The sequence below is a fragment of the Pedobacter cryoconitis genome, assembly GCF_001590605.1.
GTDB lineage: Bacteria > Bacteroidota > Bacteroidia > Sphingobacteriales > Sphingobacteriaceae > Pedobacter > Pedobacter cryoconitis_A.
In genome coordinates, this window is the sequence record NZ_CP014504.1 from 4,364,500 (window position 1) to 4,388,945 (window position 24,446).

The following is a 24,446-nucleotide window of genomic DNA, read 5'->3' on the forward strand; positions in this document are numbered from 1 at the left end:
CTAAATATTCGCCACAAGATTTCCGGCTGCCTTCTGCTGAATATGCGAAAGGTAAGCTGCCGACATCATTTTCACACTATTCAAATGGCTGTCAATATTTGATTTTAAATCTTTTTTATCCAGATCCCCCTGGATGAAACCCAGAAATTCTGCAATTACAGCTGTTTTGGCTTGTTCGGTTAACAACTTGGAGTCGTCAAATTTATGCAGCGCTGACAGGTCTTTCATGGTAATCACTTCTAAAGGATGTTTTCCTCCCAGCATTCCTATATTCCGGAAGATATAGATATCAAAATGATTATTCCCACCAACTTTATAATCTTTCTTGTTGTTATGCTGGTGTTTATCTTTTGCCTGATAAGAGTGAATCTGGATATTTTGAAAAGGGCCTTGCTGAATATTATGATATTCATGTTTTACCCTTCCATTCCCTTTATAAAGATCTGCCCCGGGAATTACCCAATCTCTTCTGCTAAAGCTGTTGTGCAATAGATTAATAGTAATATTTGCCATGTTCACCCCATCTTTTAACAGACGTACCAGTACCGTTGCGTCAATTTCTCCGTAATCTTCAAATATATTCACCAACTGCGCGTCATCGTATATTTTCACCTGCTTATAATCACCTTTAAAGTAAGTTTCATAATCCTGCTCATTGAGTTGTTTGATAAATCCCTCAGGCAAAACTAAAGAACTGATTACTTCCATGTCATCCGGAGTTTTCTCCGCTATTGCAGAAGCATCATAAAACTGGCTGACAATATCAAATATATGATACCCACTATGCGACATCTTTCCATGGCCTTTATTATAGGAATGATAATCTTGCAGTACTATTTCTGTGGGCAAACGCCACTGCCCATCGCTATGACTGGAATGAATTGCTGTTACCGGGCAATTGGTCGCTGCCCCCACCTCCTTGATCCTTTCCATGACATACTGGAAACCAGGGTGATATCTGCGCTGCACATTGATGGAAAAAATAGTAGATTTTTCTTGTTGAAAGTCATTATAAAGCTGTAGCAACTGCTGATAATCATCAAGTATCCCATTGGCCTGTGCAGGATCTGAAACTGCATTTTCCCTGGTACTGACAGGCTTATCCATCAGGATATGCAATTTTAAGCTCAATGCCCATGCTGCATAGGCATGATGAACTGATGGTTCAGTGGCAATAATTACTGCATTTATATTATTCTCTTCAACAAATTGATTTAGATCAGCCCTTAAAGCTTCTGGTAATTGTCCTGTAAATGGATCAATAAATAGAGTCTTGATTTGATAATCATGTTTTTCAAAGTAATGTGTAATCTTTGCAGCTTCTGGTTTAACATCAATTGCGAGTGAAATTTCGACTTCGAATTTTTGCTTCAGCTGAGTAAGTGCAGGGAGATATACGCGTTTTGAATGGGGACCGATACCCACTAAAATTATTCGTGTAATAAATTTCATCAGGAGCATATTTTTTAAACTCACTAAATATATAAGTTTTCAATTATACTAATATCCTTTCTAAATTAAAATAAAGTAAACGAATCGTAACCCGCAAGAAGAAATTTTCCAGGTAGCCAAATCGCTATTCATGGAAGAGATTGCATAAAAAAAAGCCGGCTACTATTGCCGGCTCTTAATTTCATATCAGTATTAGTTTTACTCCCTGTTTGTACCGGTGCCGCTATGCATCGCCAATACGCCTTTGGACTCGCGGTAACCATACCGGGAAGGATCCCTGATGATTTCTTTCATCGAGATCAGTTTGTAAACATAACCGGCTGTTTCCCGATTGAGTTTCATTTTGAAATAATTATCTTGATTTTGTCTGTTGATCTGCTTTCTCATGTGGTTGTCACCCACATTATAGGCCGCAGCGACTAAGGTCCAGCTATCAAAAACACCATACAATTCTTTGATGTATTTGCAGGCGGCTATAGTAGATTTACGCAAGTTCTTACGTTCGTCAACTTCTGAATTTACTGTCAGTCCGTAAGTACGTGCTGTACCCGGCATAAATTGCCAGAATCCATTAGCTCCTTTTGGAGACATTCCTCCTTGTAAACCAGACTCTACAAGAGGCATGTATTTAAAATCATTTGGAATCCCATAAGCAGCAAGAATCGGCTCGATAATCGGGAACCATTCTGCAGCCATTCTGTGCAAACGATTTGTCTGGAGGTTACTGTAATTATACCCCGCAAGAGTTTTCTTCATTTTTTTCTGTACCCTGATGTCACCCAGAGGTAAAGTTTCTTCTGCGAAGTTCAGCTGAGCTATTTGATTTACAGGCTCTTCTGTGATAATAGTGGTAGTCGTGGTAATGCTTTTTGTCGTGTTGTCAAGTCCCTTTTTTGAACTTTTAAATGCTTGGGGCATGTTGTAAGCAAACACTTTTGCCATAACCAATAATCCTAAAATTATTGAACATGTTATTATGTGTTTCTTTATCATTTTCCTCCTTTTTTTGGTGAACAATTATAAAACGCCTGCAAATGTACCTTATATTTATCTAATAATCAACATTTTACAGAAATAAGCAATAAAATCAAGGTTTAAACACCAATAGGCCACGATTTTATTTTTAATAGACATCCTGAAAATATAAATGACTAATTGCCCGATTTTTATTAAATTTGCACCCCGCATTAATTATGTGGTTAACAGCGTATCATGACAAATAACAACAACAGGAACAGTCGGGATGACAAGTCCAAACCGGGAAACCGAAGCACAACAGGTAAAGGCCGTAGTGGAGCAGATAATGCTTACAAGGGTAAAAGCAAGTTTGGGGATAAAGAGGGGAACGAGAAGAGTAAATTTGGTGCTGGTAAAGATAACTACAGACCAAGAGCCAGTAAAGATGGTGATGATTTTAAAGCAAGACCTCCAAGAGACGGTGATAGTAGTTTCAGACCAAGACCAGACAGAGATGGTGAGGCAAAAAGTTTCTCATCAAGACCTCCAAGAGATGGTGACAGACCAAGAGCAGGCAGAGATGGCGATGCAAAAAGCTTCTCGTCAAGCCCCCCAAGAGATGGTGACAGACCAAGAGCAGGCAGAGATGGCGATGCAAAAAGCTTCTCGTCAAGAGGTGGTGCTGGCGGCAAAACATTCAAACCACGTGCATTTAAAGAAGGCAGCTCTAAAGAGATGCCAAGAAATGAAGGCCGTAGTTATATAAAGAAAGACAATTTCAGTACTGATGGCGAAAGACCATTCAGAACTTTTGATGATAAAAAGAGCACTTCCAGAAGTACAGATAGCAGACCATTCAGAAAAAGAGAAGAAGGTGCTCCGGCAAAACCATATTCTGGTGCGCCAAGACCTTTTGCTGAAAAAGCACCTGTTATGCGTAGCAGAAAGGAAAGCAGCTATAATACTGTAGACGACGGAAAAATCCGTTTGAACCGTTACATTGCCAACTCTGGTATCTGTTCACGCCGTAAGGCAGATGAGCTGATTGCTGCAGGTGTGGTTTCTGTAAATGGTGTACCGGTTTCTGAACTGGGACATAAAGTAGATCCGGGTAAAGACGAAGTACGTTACAATGGCGAATTGCTGAAACGTGAAAAGAAAGTTTACGTGATCTTAAATAAACCTAAAGACTATATTACAACTACCGATGATCCTCAGGAACGCCGCACGGTAATGTCCTTAGTAGAAAAAGCAAGCAGAGAACGTATTTATCCGGTTGGTCGTTTAGACCGCAATACAACAGGTCTTTTATTAATGACAAATGATGGTGATTTAGCAGATAAGTTATCGCATCCAAAAAATGGAATTACTAAAATCTACCATGTTGAGTTAAGCAAAAGTTTAAGTCAGGGTGACCTGAACAAAATTCAGTTCGGATTAGAATTAGAAGATGGTATTATTAAACCAGATTCTGTATCTTACGTAGCTGGAGGTTCTAAACGTGAAGTAGGTATCCAGATCCACAGTGGAAAAAACAGGATTGTCCGCAGAATATTCGAACACCTGGGTTATGAGGTTGTTAAATTAGACCGGGTGGTTTATGGTAACCTGACCAAAAAAGATCTTCCACGAGGCAGATGGCGCTTTTTAGAAGAACATGAACTGATTCAGATCAAACATCTGATCCAGTAACTATAAATGATTTATGAGAAAACTATTTTGTCTGTTAACAGCTACCGTTTCTTTTTTTTCTGCTAAAGCACAACAGGCAGATTATCACCTGGTCATCGGAACTTATACAGCTCCGGGCAAAAGTGAAGGAATTTATGTTTATGATTTTAACACGCCTGATGCCGCTGCTAAGTTTAAGTCTGTAGAGAAGAACGTGATTAATCCAAGCTTCCTTACCGTTACACCGGATCGCAAATTTGTATATGCGGTGAACGAGGATGGTGAGAAAAGTATGGTAAGCGCCTTTAGCTTTGATGCAGTTGCAGGAAAATTAGGTTTTCTAAATAAACAACCTTCCAAAGGTGCAGATCCTTGTTATCTGATCGCAGATGACAAAAATGTATTGATTGCTAACTATAGCGGAGGCACTATCGGTGTTTTTGGCAGAACAGCAGACGGTTCATTGACTCCGGCGAAACAGGTTGTTAAACATATAGGGTCAAGCGTTAACAAAGGCAGACAAAGCAGTGCTCATGTTCACATGGTACGTTTTACGCCTGATCACCGTTATGTGATCGCAAATGATTTAGGAAAAGATAAAGTTTATACTTACGCTTATGCTAAAGGTTCAGCGCATAACGTTCTTGTTTTAAAAGATAGTATCGCTATCAAACCTGGCAGCGGGCCAAGACATATTACCTTTAGCAGCAATGGCAAGTTTGCCTACCTGATCCAGGAAATGATAGCACAGGTAACCGTATTCAGTTATGCTGATGGCGTGTTCAAAAAGATCCAGGAAGTATCTATTGTAGCTAAAGATTTTAAAGGCGAAAATGGAGGTTCTGATATTCAGCTTACTGCTGATGGAAAGTTCTTATATGCAAGTAACAGAGGTACCGCCAATACAATCACCACTTTTGCTGTTGAAAGTAACGGTCAGCTGACTAATAAAGGTCAGACCAGTACTTTAGGCAATGGTCCGAGAGCTTTTGTGATTGACCCAAGTGGTAATTGGTTATTAGTTGGACATCAGTACACCAATAACGTTGTGATTTTCAAACGTGATAAGGTTACTGGCGCATTAAAAGACAGCGGCAAAAGAATTGATATAGGTGCGCCTGTTTGTTTTGAGTTTGTAGCTAAATAAACAGCATTGGGTAGCAAGATATAATCAAAATCTTATTCCAAAAAATCTTATTCCAAAAAAAAGAGGCTTCAATATTGAAACCTCTTTTTTTTGGAATAAGATTTTTTGGAATAAGAATTAACCCAGTTATTAAGCAGGTTGTAAAGCAAGGTTTTTAGCGATAATATCATTGTAATAGTCTACATACAGTGGTAATATCTTTTTCAGATCAAAGTCCTGTGCTCTTTTGAATGCATTTTCTTTAAACGTGTTCAGCACTTCATCATTCTCCAGGATCATGATGGCTTTTTTCGCCATATCATCCACATCACCTACATTGCTCATATAGCCACAGAAACCATTTACATTCAATTCTGGTAAACCACCAGCATTAGACGTAATAATAGGCACCTTGCAAGCCATAGCCTCTAATGCAGCCAATCCAAAACTTTCTGTCTCAGAGGGCATCAGAAATAAATCAGCCACTGAAAGGATTTCTTCTACAGCATCTTGTTTCCCTAAAAAGCGTACATGATCACAAATACCAAGATCCCGGCATAACTGTTCGTTATTCGCACGGTCAGGCCCATCTCCTACCATCAGTAACTTAGATGGGATTTTATTCAGGATCAATCTGAACATCTTAATCACATCTGCCGTTCTTTTCACTTTCCGGAAATTCGAAGTATGAATCAAAATCCGCTCATTGTTAGGCGCAATAGCCTTTTTAAAATGATCTTTTGGTTTCAGGCTGAATCTGCTGAAATCTATAAAGTTAGGAATCACCCTGATCTCATTTGTGATATCAAAGTGGTTGTTCGTATCTTCTTTCAGGTCATTTGAAACCGTAGTAACTCCGTCAGATTTATTAATCGAGAAGGTAACCACTGGTTTATAAGTTGGGTCTTTTCCAACTAAAGTAATATCAGTTCCATGGAGCGTAGTTACAAACGGAATGAAAATACCGTAGGTTTCCAGGATCTGTTTCGCCATAAAGGCAGCAGAAGCATGTGGAATTGCATAATGTACATGCAGAATATCCAGCTTCTCAAATCTCACAACGTCTACCAGTTTACTGGCCAATGCAGACTCATAAGGCGCGTAGTCAAACAATGGATAATCCCGGACTGATACTTCATGGTAATAAAGGTTAGCAGAGAAAAAGTCTAACCTTGCAGGTTGGCTATAGGTGATGAAATGGACCTGATGTCCTTCATCGGCCAATGCCTTTCCCAATTCTGTAGCGACAACACCACTACCGCCAAATGTAGGGTAACAAACAATACCTATCTTCATCAATTATAGATTATCTATAACAGTTTTAACTAAACTGTTTCACCCGCAAATTACAGTACTAAAAATGAGCTTTGTGTTAAACAATTGCAATTATTTGATTTGTGACAGAATAACTTCTTCTGCACCACAGGATTATTTCTTCATTTCGGCCTGAATGACCAAAAGCATCTCATTTGGTCTTTGTGTACCGATAAAATATTCCAGCCCATCGCGGTCTGTCAACACGACTGCATCTTTCCCGGAAGAGTAAAAACGGATACTCCCTTTACGGTGCAGATTGTATACCGGATTATTAAAAAGATAGCTGCTATAAGTATCCTTTCTGACATCAGTGATACTATTTAAATCAATCTTTACCTTTTTTGCGGTCCACAAGCCATCAATGATCAGACTTTTATTGTGGATGATAGTTTTATACTGAATCAGAAATAATAAGGCAATAGAAATACCAATGATCCCAAAACCCACCACAAGAAATAAGTCTTGTGTATTGTCGCGATCTCTTTCATATACATATGCACCAAAACAGAAAGCGGCCATTAACAAACGGATACATATCCTGATGTAATCACGACCTATATATTGTTTCTCCAGAAAAGCGTACTTATTGCTCATTTAATTTAATTTCTGTTCGAATATAACGACTTTTTTTGTTGTAGCTGTTACTTTATATCTATTGTCCTGCCGTAAGCCTGCTACCCACACTACATCTCCGTTCCCATTAACAAGAATTGGAATACTATCTTTTTGGGGCAGAGGTATTTTCTGATCAATAAAGAAATCACTTAGCTTTTTATAGTTTCTCATTCCGATCGGCATAAAACGATCCCCCTCCTGCCATGTTCTGACCACTATCGGAAATATCAGCCGGTCTGCATCGACAAATGCCTTCTGCGGATTATTCTCAAAAGATAACAGCTCAGTGTAAGAAATTTCAATAACCCCGTTGCCAAAAGTGATTGCTGTATCCGAAGGATGGATGATCTTGTTCGTATAAACTTCTTCAGCTGTAATGGTGGTCAGGATCAGTTGATCCCGGTTCAGCGTAATCCGGTGACTTGCACTATAAAATGAAGTCCCGCTTTGCTTATTTAAAGAACCAAGCAGCTCTTCCACTACAGTTTCAGTAAAATTATAAACCTTTAACAGTTCAAACAAAAGAAGCCTTTTAGGGTTCAGCGCTTTAATTTTCTCCAGCGAAAGATAAACACCATCTTTTCTCTCCTCCAGCAATGTTGTCCTGAGCCCGGCAACAGTTTGCTGCAAAACCAATTCAGTTTCTGCGAAACGAAGAATATTATGTTCAAAAGTCTGCTCCAGATTAGGATTGATCTCCTTAAGTAACGGTATTACGCCCAGTCTTAGTTTATTCCTCGCATAAGCAGTACTTGCATTAGAACTATCTTCTACGAAATCATACCCTTTTCGCTGAATGACCTCCTCTATTCCTGCACGGGATAAGAAGAGCAGCGGCCTGATTAAGTTATCCCTTTTAGGCAGGATACCATGTAAGCCTGCAATACCTGTCCCTCTGACTAAATTCAGCAATACTGTTTCTATCGCATCATCCTGATGATGTGCAACAGCGATATAATTATAATTTTCCTGTATTCTTAATTCTTCAAACCAACTATACCTCAAATCCCTGGCAGCCATCTGAGTAGATATTTTACGTTCAGCTGCATACGCTTTAGTGGCGAAATGTGTAACATATAACGGTACTTCAAGCTGTGAAGCCAGCGCACTCACAAAGCGTTCATCTCTTTGTGACTCTTCTGCCCGCAGTCCAAAATTACAATGTGCAATTCCAAACTTAAATCCTCCCTGTTTAAAAAGATGGGCCATAAGTACAGAATCTTTTCCTCCGCTAACCGCTAAAAGAATCCGCTGGTCTGGATGGAATAAGGTATTGAGCCTGATGTAATCCAGAAAATTGTGCAAGAGTAACATCTGTCAAAAATAACGATTTGCTGCCAAAAGAAGCAGGAAGAGGTTTTTAAATTCACCGGACAAACAAAATATCAGATAAATTTTAAACAGGCACCTATAATGGTCATCAAAAACCTAACTTTGTAAGGTGCGAAAAATTCACATTTCAAGTAAAATAAATACGCTTTTTAACGTTTATGATACAATCATGAACGCTATATATAGTAATCTAACTTTAAGGATTGCAGGGATTCTCCTGTTTTTCTTGTTACCCTTGTCTCTTTCGGCACAGCAGAATGCAGTTCAAACGGCACAACAAAAAACTAAAATTATCCTTCAAAGTTCAGAAAGAAGTAAGATTATTACAAAAACTGACATCACTTATTTAAGAAAACCAGTCTTTAAACAGGACAATGCTATTCTTACCTGCGATAGCGCCGTCTTTTATACGTCCAAGAATTATTTCGAAGCGTTTAATAATGTGCACATCAATCAGGCAGATACCATCAATATTTATTCAGATTTCCTGACTTATGATGGAAATGCGAAACTTGCCCATTTAACAAGTAATGTTCGTTTGCTGGACAGAACTTCCGTATTAACAACCAATGTACTGGATTATGCCATGGCTTCTAAAGTGGGTACTTATGTGAGTGGTGGTAAAATCGTGAACAAAGATGCCACCATCACCAGTAAAAATGGTTATTATTTTGCCAATAGCAGGGATGCTTATTTCCGTTATAATGTGCTGGTGGTTACCGAGCAAAGTACAATTAAATCTGATACGTTAAGGTATAATACGCTGACCAACTGGGCTTATTTTTACGGCCCCACCAATATCAGGGAGAAAGATGGCGGTAATCTTTATACAGAAAACGGTGCATACAATACGAAAACTACTTATGCCTATTTTGGAAAAAACAACCTGTATACCTCGGGCAGTAAGTCTCTCAAAGGAGATAGTTTGTACTATGATGGCCGTGCTGGTTATGGTAAGGCAGTAAGAAATATTGTATTTAAAGATACTATTGATAAAATGCTGATGCATGGTCAGCTAGGCTATTATTACAAAAAGGACCAGCGGACGTTGGTTACTAAAAATGCTTATGCAGGTATGGGTACCAGTGATTCTATTTTAGTCAAAGAAGTGAAGCGTCCGGATAGCTTATGGCTGGGGGCTGATACATTAGAAACACAAATGGTCCTGCAGAAAACCTTAAAACTGATTAAAGGCCCTGTCATTAAAAAAGACAATGAATTAGGGGAAGAAAGCAGAGAAGGAAGCAAGGTTGGCAGTAAAAAGGCTAAACCGGGAGATCCGAAAAAACCTGTTGTTCCTGCAGCTGGAAATGGTAAAAATCCTAAGGTACCACCTTTAAAAGTCATTTTAACTGCAAAGGATAGTGTAAAAAGGGACAGTATGCTGAAGGCAAAAGTCCCTATTCAGAAAATTGATTCTATCTTCAGGAAAGCAGCGGAACTGAGGGCACTGGATACCTTGCAAAAAAAGGCAGCGATTGCAAAAATTGATGCCGTCATTAAAAAGGGTATTCCTGTTTTAAGTAAAGAAACCTTAAAGGCAGACAGTTTAAAATCAGGTTTAAAAGCTGATCCAACTGTAAAACAGGCTGCTCCACCAAAGATTACGCCCGATGTTAAAACAACTGACCCTGCGTTAAAAACTGATACTGCAAAGCTCAAAACAGCCGTTACAAAAGACAAAACTGATACCTCAAAGGTGAAACCGGACGCTATAAAGGTTAAAACCGATACCGCTAAACTCAAAACCAAGATTAAGCCATTGCTTAAAAAAACAACTAAAGATAGTTTGCCATTTAATCCGGCAGATACTGTGCTTACCCGTATTATCAAAGCTTATCACCATGTGAATGTCTTTAAGTCTAATATGCAGGCTAAAGCAGATTCCTTGTTTTATACCAGTGCGGATTCGACTTTACGCTGGTACAAAAACCCAATTATCTGGTCACAAAATTCTCAGCAGACCGGGGATACTATTTATCTGCAACTAAGGAATAAAAAGATAAACTCTGTACAGGTAATCAGCAGTGCATTTGCCGTTAACGTTGATCCGGTAGATTCTGCCAAATTCAATCAGATTAAAGGTAAAATGATTACTGGTTTCTTTAAAGACGGAACATTAAACAGCATGTACGTGGATGGTAATGCAGAAAGTGTTTATTTCACGAAGACTGACGATGGTAAAAAATATGATAAGATGAATCAGACGATCAGCAGCCGGATTAAAGTTAATTTCCGGAAAAATGAAATCTCAGATGTCGTTCCTATCAAGGATGTCGAGGGGGCAACTACACCTGTTGCCGACATCAAACAGGATGTAATTTTAACAGGTTTTATCTGGAAACCAGAATTAAGGCCGCGTTCCAAAAGAGATATTACCAATCCAAAACAAGTGGCCAAACCAAAAGCTGTGGCAAAAGCAACAGGCAAGCCGGCTGTCAAAGCAGGTGTTAAACCAGGTGTAAAAACAACAGGGAAACCAGCGACAAAAGACTTGAAGGAAGCAGCTATTGATGCCATTTCTGATCAGTTACCGGGCGGGGCAGGCAGTATCCTTAAAAAGGCCGCTAAAGATATTGATCCTCAAATTCTGAAAAAAGCAGCTGATTCTCTGAACCTGAGGAATACGGATATCCCAGGGTTGAAAAAGAGTGCTGATTCCTTGAAGAACAAAGTAGATTCCCTAAAAAAGAAGATTAACCCCTTAGAAGTTATACAAAAAGTACCACCAAAAATTGCCGATACGATTCAGAAAACAGTGCCTCCTTTAGTAAAGAAAATAGATTCTTTAACTACACAGCCTGTTCCTTCAAAAAAGCAATAAGCTTGCGCATAGCAATTGCGCGGTGACTGATTTTATTCTTCTCTGCCATGTCCATTTCAGCAAAAGTTACCTGGTAACCGTCTGGCTGAAAAATCGGATCATAACCGAAGCCATGCTCACCGGTGCGGCTTTCGCGGAGCGTACCCTGGATTGACCCTTCGAACAGAAATTCTTCACCATTTTGAATTAAAGAGACTACCGTTTTGAAACGTGCAGCGCGGTTCTGCTGTCCTTCCATCTTTTTCAAAACCAATTCAAGATTTGCAGCATCCCCTCTCTCACCAGCATAACGGGCAGAATATATTCCGGGTTCATTGTTTAAAGCTTCAACTTCCAGACCACTATCATCTGCAAAGCAGTCTAACTGATAATTTTCGACCACAAACCGGCTCTTTAAACCTGCATTGCCTGCAAAACTATCTGCTGTCTCTGGAATATCGGTCATACAACCAATATCTTTCAGGTTCAGGACTTCGTACTGGCCAGCTAATAAAGAGCTGACTTCTTTTGTTTTATTTATATTATTGGTAGCAAAGACTAATTGTCTGATCATATGGACAGTTTTTTAAGGCTGCCCCACAATGCTTTCTTTCCCGCCTGGTCATCAGCAAGCTGATCCAGGTTTACGGAAAAAATAAGTTGTGCAGCACCTTGCATAATAATTTCGTTTACAGGCTGTTCTCCCAAACCAAGGTGTAAAGGCGTAACGCCAAAAGCAAAGACCAGGTTACTCTTAAAGAAGTTTCTGAATTCTTCAAAACCTGTATTTGCGTAGGCCGCATAATTGAGTAAAGCAAAGTCATTGGCAGTTAGCTGAAGAGCTTTCACAATATTCCGCAATAACTCTTTTCCTTTATCAGTGCTGACCTCATTTTCGGTATCATTGACCAGGATTAGAATATTTTTCTGATTTTTACCCAGATACTTAAATACTACCCCTTCTGCAGCAGGAGTTTTAACTTCAGGAACGGCAACCTTAATTTCAGGAACCAGCTGCACGACAACAGGAACCACTACTTCAACAACGGGATCAGCAGTTACATGAACAGCATTGGCAGCCACATGAACAGGGTTTTCAAGTACAGGAACAGGATTTTCGAGCACAGGAACAGGAGCCGGTTTTAGCTCAGGTTGTGCTGCACCAAGTATTTTATCATCACTATTGACCAGGTAAATATCCTCTGTAAAAAATAAACGGAGCGCCTCTGCACTGGTAGTTAACTGTTCACCCATGAATTATGCCTTTTTTGGGAAAAATTTTTTGTGTTAAAATTAGTTAAATATCTTATTATAGTGCCTTAATTTATTACTTTTATACCTTAAAAATACCATTTAGACCTTTTGTGAGAAAAATCTGTTTTATTCTTGTTCTCTGTTTTTTCTATTTCAGTACTGTCGCACAAAGCGTAGCTGTAATCAACGGCAACCCTGTAAGTCAGAAAGAATTCGTATGGGTATATCAGAAGCATCGTCCGGGGAATACCAAACCAACATTAACTGATCTGATTTCTTTTTTAAACATATATATTGATTTTAAGCTGAAAGTCCAGGATGCCCTGGAAGCCGGATTGGATAAAGACAGTACTTATATTGCTGAAACCAGGAATTATGAGCAGGCATTATTAGCTTCAGCACCACCAGAAGCTAAGGGCGCAGACTTTTCGCTGGTTATTAACGAATTTAAAGAAGCACTTTTACTTTTCAATATTTCCGGGAAGAAAATCTGGGATGGCCTGGAGAATAACGATAAGCAGATACATGAGTATTATAATGCACATGCCGCGTCCTATCCCTCTATGTCATATGAAGACAGTAAAAGTGAGGTAGCAGAGGACTATCAGAAGCAACTGGACTGTAAATGGATCACTGCGCTACGCAACAAATATAAAATAACCATCGATCAGCATACCTTAAGCAAACTGATCAGAGAATAGCACAGACAAATCATTGAATAATAGTAAATTTGCAAATAGAATATAATTGAAAATAGTATAATGAAGAAAATTTTATTGATGGCAAGCGGATTGCTCTTCTTGTTTTTAAACGTACAATCCCAGACAAAAAGCGTAGATAAGGTGATTGCGGTACTGGGAAGCGATGTAATCCTATTGTCGGAATTAAACCAGCAATACGTAATGTACCTGAATTCAGGGAATCCGGTGGATGAGAAAGTAAAGTGTTACATCCTTCAACAAATGCTGGTTCAACATTTATTAAAACAACAAGCAAATATTGACTCCGTAATGGTGGATGATAAACAGGTGGATGATGAACTGGACAAAAGAATGCGTTACCAGATTCAGCGTGCAGGTGGCCAGGATAAACTGGAAGAATTCCTGAACCGTTCGGTATTACAATATAAAGATGAGCTGAGACCTGACGTTAAAGATCAGCTTCAGGCGAATAAAATGCAGGGGACTATCACTGAGAAAGTGAGTATTACTCCTGTAGAAGTAAGAAAATACTACGATTCTTACAAAAAAGACAGTTTACCAGATATCCCTGCTGAATATGAAGTTGGAGAAATCGTAATTAACCCGGAACTGACTAAATCAGAAAAACAACGTTTCTTTGATAAGCTTGATGCGATAAGATTACGTGTTAAAAGTGGAGAAGACTTCGGATTTTTAGCGAAGACTTATTCTGAAGATCCGGGTTCAGCACCAGAAGGTGGTGATTTAGGATTCTTTGACCGTACCATGATGGCAAAAGAATTTACAGCTTATGCCTTTAAACTAAAACCAGGAGAAATTTCACCCGTATTTGAAACAGACTTTGGATTCCACGTGCTACAGGTTGTAGAACGCAGAGGAGAGCAGGTCCACGCCCGCCACATTCTGATCCGTCCGCAAACTACCCCGCAAAGTTTAGACCGTGCAAAACTACATGCAGACAGTGTTTACAATAATGTAATTGCGAACAAACTAAGCTTCTCAGCAGCAGCATCCCTTTACTCTTCAAACAAAGAATCCAAATACAACGGAGGTATGCTTTTATTTGCAGATAACGTTACTGCGAGAACTACATTCATTCCTGCTGACAAGCTAGATCCAAAAGTGTTCCTTGTGGTAGATACAATGAAAGTAGGTGAAATATCAAGACCAGTACCATTTACAGCAGCTGATGGAAAAGAAGGCTACAAAATTATCCTTTTAAAATCCAAGATCGCACCACACAAAGGTAACCTCGAACAAGATTACGCTAAGTTCAAAGAAAAGGCCCAGCAACAAAAAATGGATCGTGTAATGAGTGAATGGTTTGAAAAAAGAAGAAAAAGCACCTATATTAGAATCGATCCTGACTACTCTACCTGTGATGAGTTAAAGATCTGGACTAAACCATTACCAGCAGAAACGAAATAATTATGCAGTACACTAACGACAAAGCGGCAGTTGATGCCCTTCACCAATTTTACAAGGATATAAAGAATGAAATTGGTAAAGTCGTTATTGGACAGGATGAAGCTGTTAAATCGGTACTCATCTCCATCCTAAGCAATGGACATTGCTTATTGGTAGGGGTTCCGGGTCTTGCAAAGACACTACTGGTACAAACCGTAGCAGACGTACTGGACCTTAACTTTAACAGAATACAATTTACCCCCGATCTGATGCCAGGGGATATCATTGGCTCAGAAATCTTAGGAGAAGACAGGAACTTTAAGTTCATTAAAGGTCCTGTCTTCTCTAATATTGTTCTCGCTGACGAAATCAACAGAACCCCTCCAAAAACCCAGGCCGCCCTTCTGGAAGCCATGCAGGAGAAATCAGTTACCGCAGCAGGCCACAAACACATTTTACCCAAACCCTTTTTCGTTCTTGCTACCCAGAACCCTATTGAACAAGAAGGTACTTATCCACTTCCCGAAGCACAACTCGACCGCTTCATGTTCAACGTACTGCTTACCTACCCAACCTTCCAGGAAGAACTCACTATCGTTAAAAACTCTACCGGCAACAACCCCGTTACCCTTAAAAAACTAATCAACGCCGAGCAGATTGAATACTTCCAGCAATTGATCCGTACCATTCCCGTAACCGACAACGTACTGGAATACGCTGTAAAACTAACCGGAAAAACCCGTCCCGGAACCCCATTGGCCACCCCTGAAATTAACCAGTACGTAAACTGGGGAGCAGGCCCCCGAGCCTCCCAATTCCTTATCCTCGGAGCCAAATGCCACGCCGCCATCTCCGGAAAATACTCACCAGACATCGAAGACGTACAAGCCGTCGCAGAAGCCATTCTCCGCCACCGTATCGTAAGAAACTACCGTGCCGAAGCCGAAGGCCTCTCCATAGAGAAAATCATCAAGAACCTGCTATAACAAGCCCTTTCATCACTCTATATCTAAAAGTATCTTTTAATAAAAAAAACCGTCAGGAAACCTGGCCAAGCATTGCTATTGATAAAAAATTTCCCGACAACTCTTGTAAAACACAATAACAAAAATTAACTATATTCAAAACTTACTTAAGCCCTCCCCAGCCGGAGCTTCCCCTGATTCTCCTCACTATTTCTCCACCTAGTCTGCTCCTCTTGTTTCTCCAACCATGTTCTCCTCCTTATTTCAACTCTCCGCTTCATCAATTAATCTTTCACTTTATTTCTCCAACCAGATTCTCCTCCTTATTTCACCTCTCCTCTTCACCAACTAGTCTTTCACTTTATTTCTCCAAACAGGTTCTCCTCTTATTTCACCTCTCCGCTTCACCAACTAGTTTTTCTTTCTTTCTTTCTTTCTTTCTTTCTTTCTTTCTTTCTTTCTTTCTTTCTTTCTTTCTTTCTTTCTTTCTTTCTTCCCAACTGAAGAACTGTTATCCATATTTTTCACAATCGCGGATTTCCGGCGAGCTAGTCTTTCCGGTTAAAGAAGCGGGTTATCGACACAGGCGGCAAAAAAACAGGGTGTGCTGTTTTCCTGACCTTCGGCTCCTCTTCAGGAGGCGACCAGTCTGAAAATAGCACACCCTGTTTTTTTGATCCCCTCAGAAAATCCCCTCCCTTTAACCGAAAAAACTACTTGACAGGCAACTCCAGCTGCCCGAATAAATTGGGATAATCAGTGATGATACCATCGACCCCCAACCCCACCATATACTCCATATCCTTCAAACTATTCACCGTCCACGGAACAATCTTTATCCCCGCCTCATGGCACCTATCCACTAACCCCTTCCCAACCAATACCGCATACGGGCTATAAAACGTCGGACTGAACCCTAAATCCTTAATATTATTCTCAAAATCCTCCTTCTCATCAATCATCAACGCAGTTCTAACCTTTGGATAATGCGCATGCACATACTGCAAACACCTGAGATCAAAAGCCTGTATGATTGCCCTCTTGACCATCTTTTTCTTCACAACAACATCCATTACCAATTGTGAAAACTCTGCCGGCTCAGGATGAAACTCCAAATCACCCTTACGGATCGTTTTGACCTCAATCGCATAATTAGGCTTAGGCAACTTATGCAACTTTACATAAGCCTCTACCGAATCTATCACCTCACTCAACAGCGGCTTATAAGCCTTATACTTCTGCTGACCAGGATACCGCTTATGAAACTTACTCCCTACATCATACTTACGGATCTGGTCATAATCCATCTCATACATATTATACTTCTTCTCGTCCTTCAGCGGAATATCCTTGCCCTCCGGCGTAAGGCTGATCTCATTGTTAAAATAAGGCTCATGAGAAAGCACTACCTGCTTATCTTTTGATATTACTACATTCATTCCCAAAGTCGTAACCCCGAGATCCAGAGCCCTCAGCATACCACCAATAGTATTCTCAGGCATTAAACCCCTGGCTCCCCTTTGCCCCTGCTTATCAAAACTCTGACTATAACCCTGTATAAAACATAACACAGCAACTCCAAACAGTAAGTATTTCTTCATCATTCTTTTCTTTAATCATTTAACGGCTAAACAGCCTTTATCATACAATACAAAACCTTAAACCCCGCAAATACAAAAAAAGGGCCTCTTAACATCAGTTTAAAATTAAACCGATACTAAGAAACCCTTTTTATTTGAAAACAAGAAACTTAACGTTCCGCAGGAACGTAAATCTGTTGAATCAGATTCCAGTTAAAATCAGGCTGACGCTCATAAATGAACACATAATTAAAGCTCTCTCTTAAATCTGTTCTGTAGTCAATAGTAGCGACCCCGTAGGTATAAGCTAAATCCCCACCAGCTGCCTTATCTGCACCAACAGTTCTCAAGCTCATTTTATCAACCATGCTATTATAAAAAGCGATGATCTTATCTTTTCCGATTACAGGCTCATAACCAGGGAATACAACCCTGGCATCCGGATTAAGGAAACCACCATAAGCAGCAATCCCATAAGATTTCAAAGTCATGTTCAACGTCTTTTCAGTTGTTAAAATAATATCTTTCCCTGCAGCAGCCTGTTTTGGCCCACCGAATTTTGGTTTAAAATAATCCTTAGGCTCTACAAAATGAGTAGCTACCGGGTTTAAAGGCTTGTGATGTTCCGCTCCTAAATCCAGCACCAATTGCCATTTACCATTGATGGCTTTCCAAACAGAAAGATACTCACCATAAGCCTTAGTCTCGCCATCTACCGTATAACCACCAGAAGTAAAACCCCAGTCCCCACTGCGGGAAACCCTCGCATAATCAGGTGCCCAGCTTAGATTTTTATCATTAGGCTGATTTGCATAGAAAGTTTTCGCATCTACCGGATTAGGTCTGAAAACCAATGCACCTTTCGCACTGTAATCATTAAATGCAGATTTAATACCATCCTTTGCAGCAGCTGCTGCAAATTCCTCTTCCGCCTTTACTAATGATTTAGTAGTGCCATCAGTATGCTGAGCAGATGCCCCTAAAGTAAAAGTTGCAGCCATTAGGGTGCAGATAATTTTGTTGATCATGGTTTAGTTTATAGTATTATAATATAAGGTGTTTTGATTATAGAACTTCCGGTTATAATTTATTCCAGGTAGTCCCCTCTTTACTATCTTTTAATTGGATGCCAATATCCTGAAGACCAATACGTATCTTATCAGAAGTAGCATAATCCTTGTTTTCTTTCGCGCTCTTTCTGATATCAATCACCATATCCAACACATCATTCAGCTCCGTATTTGAACTTTCCTCATCTTTTAATCCGAAGATATCATACACGAAATCCTGCATCAGCTGTTTCAGCTTCTCCAGTTCAGCAGCAGAAATACTACCCTTACCATCATAAACAGTATTGATAATTCTTGCTGCCTCAAACAATTCTGCAATAACTACAGGACTATTAAAATCATCATTCATTGCTTTTACACAGTTCAACCTGATCGGCTCGATTTCAAAATCTCCCGTTGCAGCAGGTGTCAGTTTTTCAAGCAGGTTTAGAGAATTCATCAGTCTTCTGAATCCTTTTTCTGAAGCATCCAATGCATCATTTGAAAAATCCAGCGTACTCCGATAATGCGCCTGAAGCATAAAGAACTTAACCGTCATCGGGCTGTACCCCTTAGATAACAAAGGATGATCACCAGAAAACAACTGTAGCGGCATAAAACCATTACCAGCAGTTTTAGACATTCTCGCTCCATTAACTGTTAACATGTTGGTATGCATCCAGTATTTTGCAGGATGTTTATGATAACAAGCCTCCGACTGTGCAATTTCATTGGTATGGTGCGTAGCCGCCAAATCCATACCACCACCATGAATATCAAACTCCTCACCCAGATATTTTGCGCTCATTGCAGAGCACTCAATATGCCAGCCCGGGAATCCAACACCCCATGGAGACTGCCAGCGCATTAATGTTTCAGGCTTCGCCTTAATCCATAAAGCAAAATCCAGTCTGCCACGTTTCTCATCCTGCCCACCTAATTCTCTTGTATTAGCCATCATATCATCCAGATTACGATTAGTTAATACGGTATAATTATAAGTCTGGCTATATTTCTCTACATCAAAATATACAGTTCCATTAGTTTCATAAGCATAACCATTGGCGATGATATCTTTGATCATCTCAATCTGCTCGATAATGTGACCAGTTGCTGTTGGCTCGATGCTTGGTGGAAGCGTATTGAACATGCGCAGTACATCATGGAAACCCAATGTATATTTCTGTACAATCTCCATGGGTTCCAGCTGCTCCAGCTTTGCTCTTTTCGCAAACTTATCATCACCTTCATCACGATCACCTTCCAAATGGCCGGCATCAGTTATATTACGCACATAACGGACCTTGAAACCCATATACTTCAGATATCTGAAGATTAAATCAAAAGAAATGAAAGTACGGCAATTACCCAAATGCACATCACTGTAAACAGTAGGCCCGCAAACGTACATTCCAACATGATGGCCGTTTAAGGGTTCAAAATTCTCTTTTTTGCGCGTAAGGGTATTGTATAGCTGTAAACCGTTCTCCATTAGTATATATATTTATTTTAGTCCGGGAATATGCAGGACTGAAGATAACAAAGATAAAAATTTGTAAGTATATTAATTGATTCTTAAGTCACTTCTTACAGGGAAATGATCAGATAATCTCGCTTGTATAATCCGGTGATTAATTACCTTGATACTCCTTGTAGCTGAGATATAGTCTATCTGGAAATTGGGGAATTTTCCATTATAAGTACGGCCAAGGCCAGTTCCCTGTTCTACAAAGGTATTATGAAGCGATTTTGTCAATTGTGTTACCGCATAAGAAGCAGGTGTATCGTTAAAATCACCCGCAATCAGGAAAGGTGTTTTACAGGATCTCATGTGATCTTTCATGATATCAACCTGTCCGCTCCGTTTCAAAAAAGCGGTTTTCAACATACTTACGATTCTTTTTGCCGGTAAAATCTCCGTGTCTATTTTCTGCGTTACTTTATCCAGGTAATTATAATCCTGCTTATCAAAAGAGATCGACTGCAAATGAACATTATAAACTCTTACCTTCTCTTTATTGATCATCACATCTACGTAGATACTTGCATTGCCTCCATGATTCGTACTAAACAGGATATTGCCTTTATTCACGATCGGATATCTTGAAAAGATAGCCAGCCCGGCAGATTCATAATCATTACCAGAAGAAGGTATAAAATAATAGTTGGAAGTTTTCAGGATACGCTTTAGACTATCAGTGATTGCAAATGTTCCTTTGCGGCGGGTATAATACTCCTGGAAACAGATAATATCAGGATTTTCATCTTTCACGACAGCCAGCATCTGCTGTTTAACAGATTCATTGCTCGCTTCTCCATAAGGTTTAAAGCTATGCACATTATAGGTCATCATTCTCACCAGCTCAGGATTCGATTTTGGGCCATCACCAGATTCTCCGACAAAACCAACTGTAGCAATCAACGGATGCCAGCCTATGGCGATGATTGCAGCAGTACCTAAAGCAAACACTATTCTGCCTCTTAGTATCCACCAGATAATAAAACATACATTTAAAAGCAGCACAAAAGGATAAGCCAGCCCAAAAAAAGCAATGAGCTCATGTTCACGCGGATCAAGATTACCAGCCAGTATCCCTAACAAAAGAGCAAAAGCCGTAACCATCCCAACCAGCAAGGTGATCTTCCCTAAAAATGTAAGCTTTTTTTTCTTCATTAATCCTTACTCGCCTTGAATAAAATTTCCTTTTCTTCTCTGCTTAACTTATCATAACCTGACTTGGAAACTTTATCCAGTACGGCGTCAACCTCTTTTTGGTTAACCTTATTACTTTTATTTCTTGCACCAGCCCCAGGCTTATCATTCTTAACCACCTTTAAGGTTGGCTTACGCTCAAACCAGGCGCTTAAATCGTTTCCGCCTTGTAAAAGCTTAATATAAACAAAACCAAACAATGCGCCACCAAGATGTGCAAAACTGCCACCTGGATTTTGAGAAGCAATGCTGATCAGATCAATCACAATATAAGCCATCAGCAAATATTTTAGTTTCACATTTCCGATAAACATCAGGTTCATGGAATAATCCGGAACTAAAGTAGCAGTAGCCACTGCAATAGCCATGACCGAAGCTGATGAACCAATGATTATAGCCGCAGGAATATAAGGTGCAAAAACAGGGAAAATATTATAAGCAAGCGCATAAACGACTGCCCCCATTACGCCACCAGCAAGATATACCAAATGGAACTGGCGGGGTTTCAGGAAATCTAAAAAGATCCTGCCCATCCAGAACAACCATAACATATTAAACAGAATGTGAAAAATATCATTATGAAAAAACTGATAAGTCAGTATCGTATAAAAGCGAAAAGGGAGCTTAGGTAACGCTGCAGGAAAAGCAACGTACTCACTCACATAATCTAAAAACCGGACATTCGTATTCCCGGCCAGAAAGTAGGTAACCCCAAAAAGAGCCACAGCAACATATACAATCGTGTTGATCCCAATGTAAAAAAACACCGGGTTTCCAGACTGGAAAACTTTATATTTCAGTTCCTCAAACAGATTCTTCTTAGTCATAATAATCGTAAAATGTATTTTTCTCTTTCCATAACTTCACGAGTATAAACCCGAGCAATGCACCACCCAGGTGTGCATAATGCGCAACTGAATCTCCCTGAACACTCGCTACTCCCAAACTCAGTTCTATCAGAATATAAACAGGAATGATATACTTGGCTTTAACAGGTACAGGAATAAACATGATATAGAGTTCGGCATTCGGGTAAAGCATTCCAAAAGCAACCAGCAAACCAAATATAGCGCCCGAAGCACCAACCATAGGGCCAGAATAAATGCTTAATAACGTTTGCCCCTGGTCAGGACTTAACCCCCTTAAATTCAAAGAAGCCATTCCCTTTACAATATCAATCGTTACAGCCCCTGGATTAACCGGAGAACCTGTCATTTGATAAACTTCAAAAGCCTGCACACCCCATTGTAAGGCCAGTGCCCCCAAACCAGTGATCAGGTAAAAATTGATAAACCGCTTAGTGCCCCACCTGGTTTCCAGTACAGAACCAAATGAGAACAGCGCAAACATATTGAATAAAATATGGGTAAAGTTCCCATGCATAAACATATACGTAATTGGCTGCCAGATTTTAAACAGCGGAGAATCAAAGTAAAAAGCGCCCAGGTAATACCCAAGGTCAATTCCTTTAGATTCAAAAACATATTTCGCCGCAAAAAACAACACATTGATGATCAACAGGTTTTTAACAACTGGAGGTATATGAATATTATTCATCATTACTTATCAAATTTTCTATCAATTTCTGTCAGCGACATCGTCTGGATTACAGGTCTGCCACTGATACTAAAGTTTGGTGCCTTACAGGCAAACAACTGCTCAATCAGCATATTCATCTCTTGCTGACCTAAAACAACACCACTTTTAATCGCACTATTTTTAGCCATACTCCTTGCCAGCGCATCCCTTTTATCCAGCTTTAACTCTTGCTGAGAATTCTTAAACCCTTCTATTAAATGTTCAAAAAGCTGAGTTTCATTAATCTGGTTACTCCCTAAATCAACAGGAATCCCCTCAATGACCAAAGTATTTTTCCCAAACTCTCTGACCTCAAAGCCCAGGCTCTTGATATCATCCAGTAAACTTTTGGCTAATTCATAATCATTTGGGCTCAGGGTAACCGTTTGCGGAAATAAACTTTGCTGAGAAGCACCCTTACGGTCTTCCAGATTAATGCTAAAACGCTCGTATAATATCCTTTCGTGTGCCGCCTGCTGATCAATCAGCATTAAACCAGACTTGATCTGCGAAATAATATATTTATTATGCAACTGCATCAGCTGTTTTTGTAGCGGCGCATATTTATCATCAGGTCCATTTCCAGGCAATTCCATTTTTACCTGTTCGGCTGGCTTGTCCTTAGAAATTTCATACAATGAACCCCAGTTTTTAGCTACAGGCTGATGACCGCTGCCACCCGAATTTCTGAATCCTGTTTCTGCACTTCTAAAACCAGTCTCCGAACTACCAAAACCAGTTTCTGAACCTCTGAAGCCAGAAGAACCAGAACCTTTCTCAGTACTTTTTTCATCCGCAAAAGGGTTAAAATCAGGATTAAAACTAATACTCGGAGGAATAATTTCATCCAGGTTCTTAGGACTGATCATTCCACTGAAAGCTGTTTCCTGATCAAAATCAATTGTCGGACTGATATTAAACCTTCCCAAAGAACGTTTAACCGCAGAATGGATAATTGCGTAAATAGATTTCTCATCCAGGTATTTAATCTCCGTTTTGGTAGGATGTACATTCACATCAATCTTAGCCGGGTCAATATCTATAAAAAGCACATAGAACGGGAAGTTATCATCTGATAACAAATCTTCATAAGCTTTATTGATCGCGTGATTCAGGTAATTATCCCTGATGAAACGATTGTTCACAAAAAAGAACTGCTCCCCTCTTGTTTTCTTTGCAAACTGAGGCTTGCCTATAAACCCTTTCAGGTTGATAATCGTGGTATCTTCCTCTACAGGAATCAGCCTTTCGTTATAATTATTTCCAAACAAATGTACTATCCGTTGTTTTAACGCAGAAGAAGGAAGCCTGAAAATCTCCATTCCATCATGATGCAAACTGAAAGAGATTGCAGGATTAGCCAATGAAACTCTTTGGAATTCATCGATAATATGTCTCATTTCAGCAGGATTGCTCTTCAGAAAATTGCGTCTGGCTGGTGTATTAAAGAATAGGTTTTTGATACATATACTGGTTCCCTGCGGCGTAGCTACAGGCTCCTGTTTAGTTATCGTTGCCCCTTCAATTTCGATCAGCGTACCCAGTTCATCTTCATAACGGCGGGTTTTCATTTCAACCTGTGCAATCGCAGCAATAGATGCCATAGCCTCCCCACGGAAACCCATGGTACGGATAGCAAATAAATCTTCTGCTTTGCGCACTTTTGAAGTTGCATGACGTTCAAAACTCATACGTGCATCAGAAACGCTCATCCCACATCCATTATCGATCACCTGAATAAGTACCTTTCCGGCATCTTTCAAGATCAATTGTATCTTATTCGCCCCCGCATCAATGGCATTTTCCATCAACTCTTTCACTGCCGATGCAGGTCGCTGAACTACCTCTCCGGCAGCAATTTGATTCGCAACACTCTCGGGTAAAAGTTGTATTATATCTGACATTTAGTTCCTTGGTAAAGGTCGC

The 24,446-nt window shown here is 39.8% G+C and carries 20 protein-coding genes; 6 read left to right on the forward strand and 14 right to left on the reverse strand.

The genetic code is table 11. From position 1 onward, the window contains the following. A complete protein-coding gene (locus AY601_RS18215; protein WP_198163552.1) occupies positions 1–1,452 on the reverse strand; it encodes a Gfo/Idh/MocA family oxidoreductase in 1,452 nt (483 codons plus the stop codon). Positions 1,453–1,650: 198 nt separating this feature from the next. Next, positions 1,651–2,370 carry a lytic transglycosylase domain-containing protein gene (locus AY601_RS18220; RefSeq protein ID WP_232324624.1) on the reverse strand — a complete coding sequence of 240 codons (720 nt, stop codon included), beginning with the start codon at positions 2,368–2,370 and terminating at the stop codon, positions 1,651–1,653. 294 nt (positions 2,371–2,664) lie between these two features. Here AY601_RS18220 and AY601_RS18225 point away from each other — a divergent pair, with 294 nt between their 5' ends. Both AY601_RS18225 and AY601_RS18230 read left to right on the forward strand, forming a co-directional pair. After that, on the forward strand, positions 2,665–4,101 hold the full coding sequence (locus tag AY601_RS18225; protein ID WP_068403672.1) for a pseudouridine synthase: 1,437 nt from the start codon (positions 2,665–2,667) through the stop codon (positions 4,099–4,101). 13 nt (positions 4,102–4,114) lie between these two features. Beyond that, on the forward strand, positions 4,115–5,227 hold the full coding sequence (locus AY601_RS18230; protein WP_068403675.1) for a lactonase family protein: 1,113 nt from the start codon (positions 4,115–4,117) through the stop codon (positions 5,225–5,227). Positions 5,228–5,356: 129 nt separating this feature from the next. Here AY601_RS18230 and bshA read toward each other — a convergent pair whose 3' ends face one another. The 3 genes from bshA to tilS all read right to left on the reverse strand — a co-directional run bounded on the left by bshA (position 5,357) and on the right by tilS (position 8,452). Next, on the reverse strand, positions 5,357–6,502 hold the full coding sequence (gene bshA / locus AY601_RS18235) for an N-acetyl-alpha-D-glucosaminyl L-malate synthase BshA (protein ID WP_068403677.1): 1,146 nt from the start codon (positions 6,500–6,502) through the stop codon (positions 5,357–5,359). 132 nt (positions 6,503–6,634) lie between these two features. Then, on the reverse strand, positions 6,635–7,117 hold the full coding sequence (locus AY601_RS18240; RefSeq protein WP_068403679.1) for a hypothetical protein: 483 nt from the start codon (positions 7,115–7,117) through the stop codon (positions 6,635–6,637). Beyond that, the gene (tilS, locus tag AY601_RS18245; RefSeq protein WP_068403681.1) at positions 7,118–8,452 is read right to left on the reverse strand and encodes a tRNA lysidine(34) synthetase TilS; all 1,335 of its coding nucleotides are present in this window, start codon (positions 8,450–8,452) and stop codon (positions 7,118–7,120) included. Positions 8,453–8,639: 187 nt separating this feature from the next. On the opposite strand from tilS, the gene AY601_RS18250 reads away from it, so the two are divergent. Beyond that, positions 8,640–11,294: an OstA-like protein gene (locus AY601_RS18250; protein ID WP_084359337.1), complete on the forward strand. Its 2,655-nt coding sequence runs from the start codon at positions 8,640–8,642 to the stop codon at positions 11,292–11,294. On the opposite strand, the gene rdgB is transcribed toward AY601_RS18250, so the two are convergent. Together rdgB and AY601_RS18260 are read right to left on the reverse strand one after the other, a co-directional pair. After that, positions 11,263–11,847, reverse strand: coding sequence for an RdgB/HAM1 family non-canonical purine NTP pyrophosphatase (gene rdgB, locus AY601_RS18255; RefSeq protein ID WP_068403683.1), 585 nt, complete (start codon positions 11,845–11,847; stop codon positions 11,263–11,265). The genes AY601_RS18250 and rdgB overlap by 32 nt on opposite strands. Further along, positions 11,844–12,527, reverse strand: a complete 684-nt coding sequence (locus AY601_RS18260; protein WP_068403685.1) for a hypothetical protein — start codon at positions 12,525–12,527, stop codon at positions 11,844–11,846. Before AY601_RS18260 ends, rdgB begins: the two co-directional genes overlap by 4 nt. A gap of 110 nt (positions 12,528–12,637) precedes the next feature. Between AY601_RS18260 and AY601_RS18265 the strand changes: the two genes are divergently transcribed. From AY601_RS18265 to AY601_RS18275, 3 genes are read left to right on the forward strand one after another with little or no spacing between them, the layout of a single operon-like run. Further along, a complete protein-coding gene (locus tag AY601_RS18265) occupies positions 12,638–13,228 on the forward strand; it encodes a hypothetical protein (protein ID WP_068403687.1) in 591 nt (196 codons plus the stop codon). Positions 13,229–13,288: 60 nt separating this feature from the next. Then, positions 13,289–14,656, forward strand: coding sequence for a peptidylprolyl isomerase (locus tag AY601_RS18270; protein ID WP_068403689.1), 1,368 nt, complete (start codon positions 13,289–13,291; stop codon positions 14,654–14,656). 2 nt (positions 14,657–14,658) lie between these two features. Next, positions 14,659–15,621, forward strand: coding sequence for an AAA family ATPase (locus tag AY601_RS18275; RefSeq protein WP_068403691.1), 963 nt, complete (start codon positions 14,659–14,661; stop codon positions 15,619–15,621). A 692-nt stretch (positions 15,622–16,313) separates the two neighbouring features. Here AY601_RS18275 and AY601_RS18280 read toward each other — a convergent pair. From AY601_RS18280 to mutL, 7 genes are all read right to left on the reverse strand, one after another. Then, positions 16,314–17,204: a glycerophosphodiester phosphodiesterase family protein gene (locus tag AY601_RS18280; protein WP_232324625.1), complete on the reverse strand. Its 891-nt coding sequence runs from the start codon at positions 17,202–17,204 to the stop codon at positions 16,314–16,316. Positions 17,205–17,350: 146 nt separating this feature from the next. Continuing rightward, complete coding sequence (locus tag AY601_RS18285; protein ID WP_068403693.1) at positions 17,351–18,208, reverse strand: nuclear transport factor 2 family protein; 858 nt, start codon at positions 18,206–18,208, stop codon at positions 17,351–17,353. 52 nt (positions 18,209–18,260) lie between these two features. Next, positions 18,261–19,721, reverse strand: a complete 1,461-nt coding sequence (gene cysS, locus AY601_RS18290; protein WP_068403695.1) for a cysteine--tRNA ligase — start codon at positions 19,719–19,721, stop codon at positions 18,261–18,263. 72 nt (positions 19,722–19,793) lie between these two features. Then, positions 19,794–20,903 carry an endonuclease/exonuclease/phosphatase family protein gene (locus AY601_RS18295; protein WP_068403698.1) on the reverse strand — a complete coding sequence of 370 codons (1,110 nt, stop codon included), beginning with the start codon at positions 20,901–20,903 and terminating at the stop codon, positions 19,794–19,796. Then, positions 20,903–21,769: a rhomboid family intramembrane serine protease gene (locus AY601_RS18300; RefSeq protein ID WP_068403700.1), complete on the reverse strand. Its 867-nt coding sequence runs from the start codon at positions 21,767–21,769 to the stop codon at positions 20,903–20,905. The genes AY601_RS18295 and AY601_RS18300 overlap by 1 nt, the downstream gene beginning before the upstream one ends. Next, a complete protein-coding gene (locus tag AY601_RS18305; protein WP_198163712.1) occupies positions 21,762–22,499 on the reverse strand; it encodes a rhomboid family intramembrane serine protease in 738 nt (245 codons plus the stop codon). The genes AY601_RS18300 and AY601_RS18305 overlap by 8 nt, the downstream gene beginning before the upstream one ends. Before the next feature lie 2 nt (positions 22,500–22,501). Then, the gene (mutL, locus tag AY601_RS18310; RefSeq protein ID WP_068403704.1) at positions 22,502–24,424 is read right to left on the reverse strand and encodes a DNA mismatch repair endonuclease MutL; all 1,923 of its coding nucleotides are present in this window, start codon (positions 24,422–24,424) and stop codon (positions 22,502–22,504) included. Between the last annotated feature and the right edge of the window lie 22 nt (positions 24,425–24,446).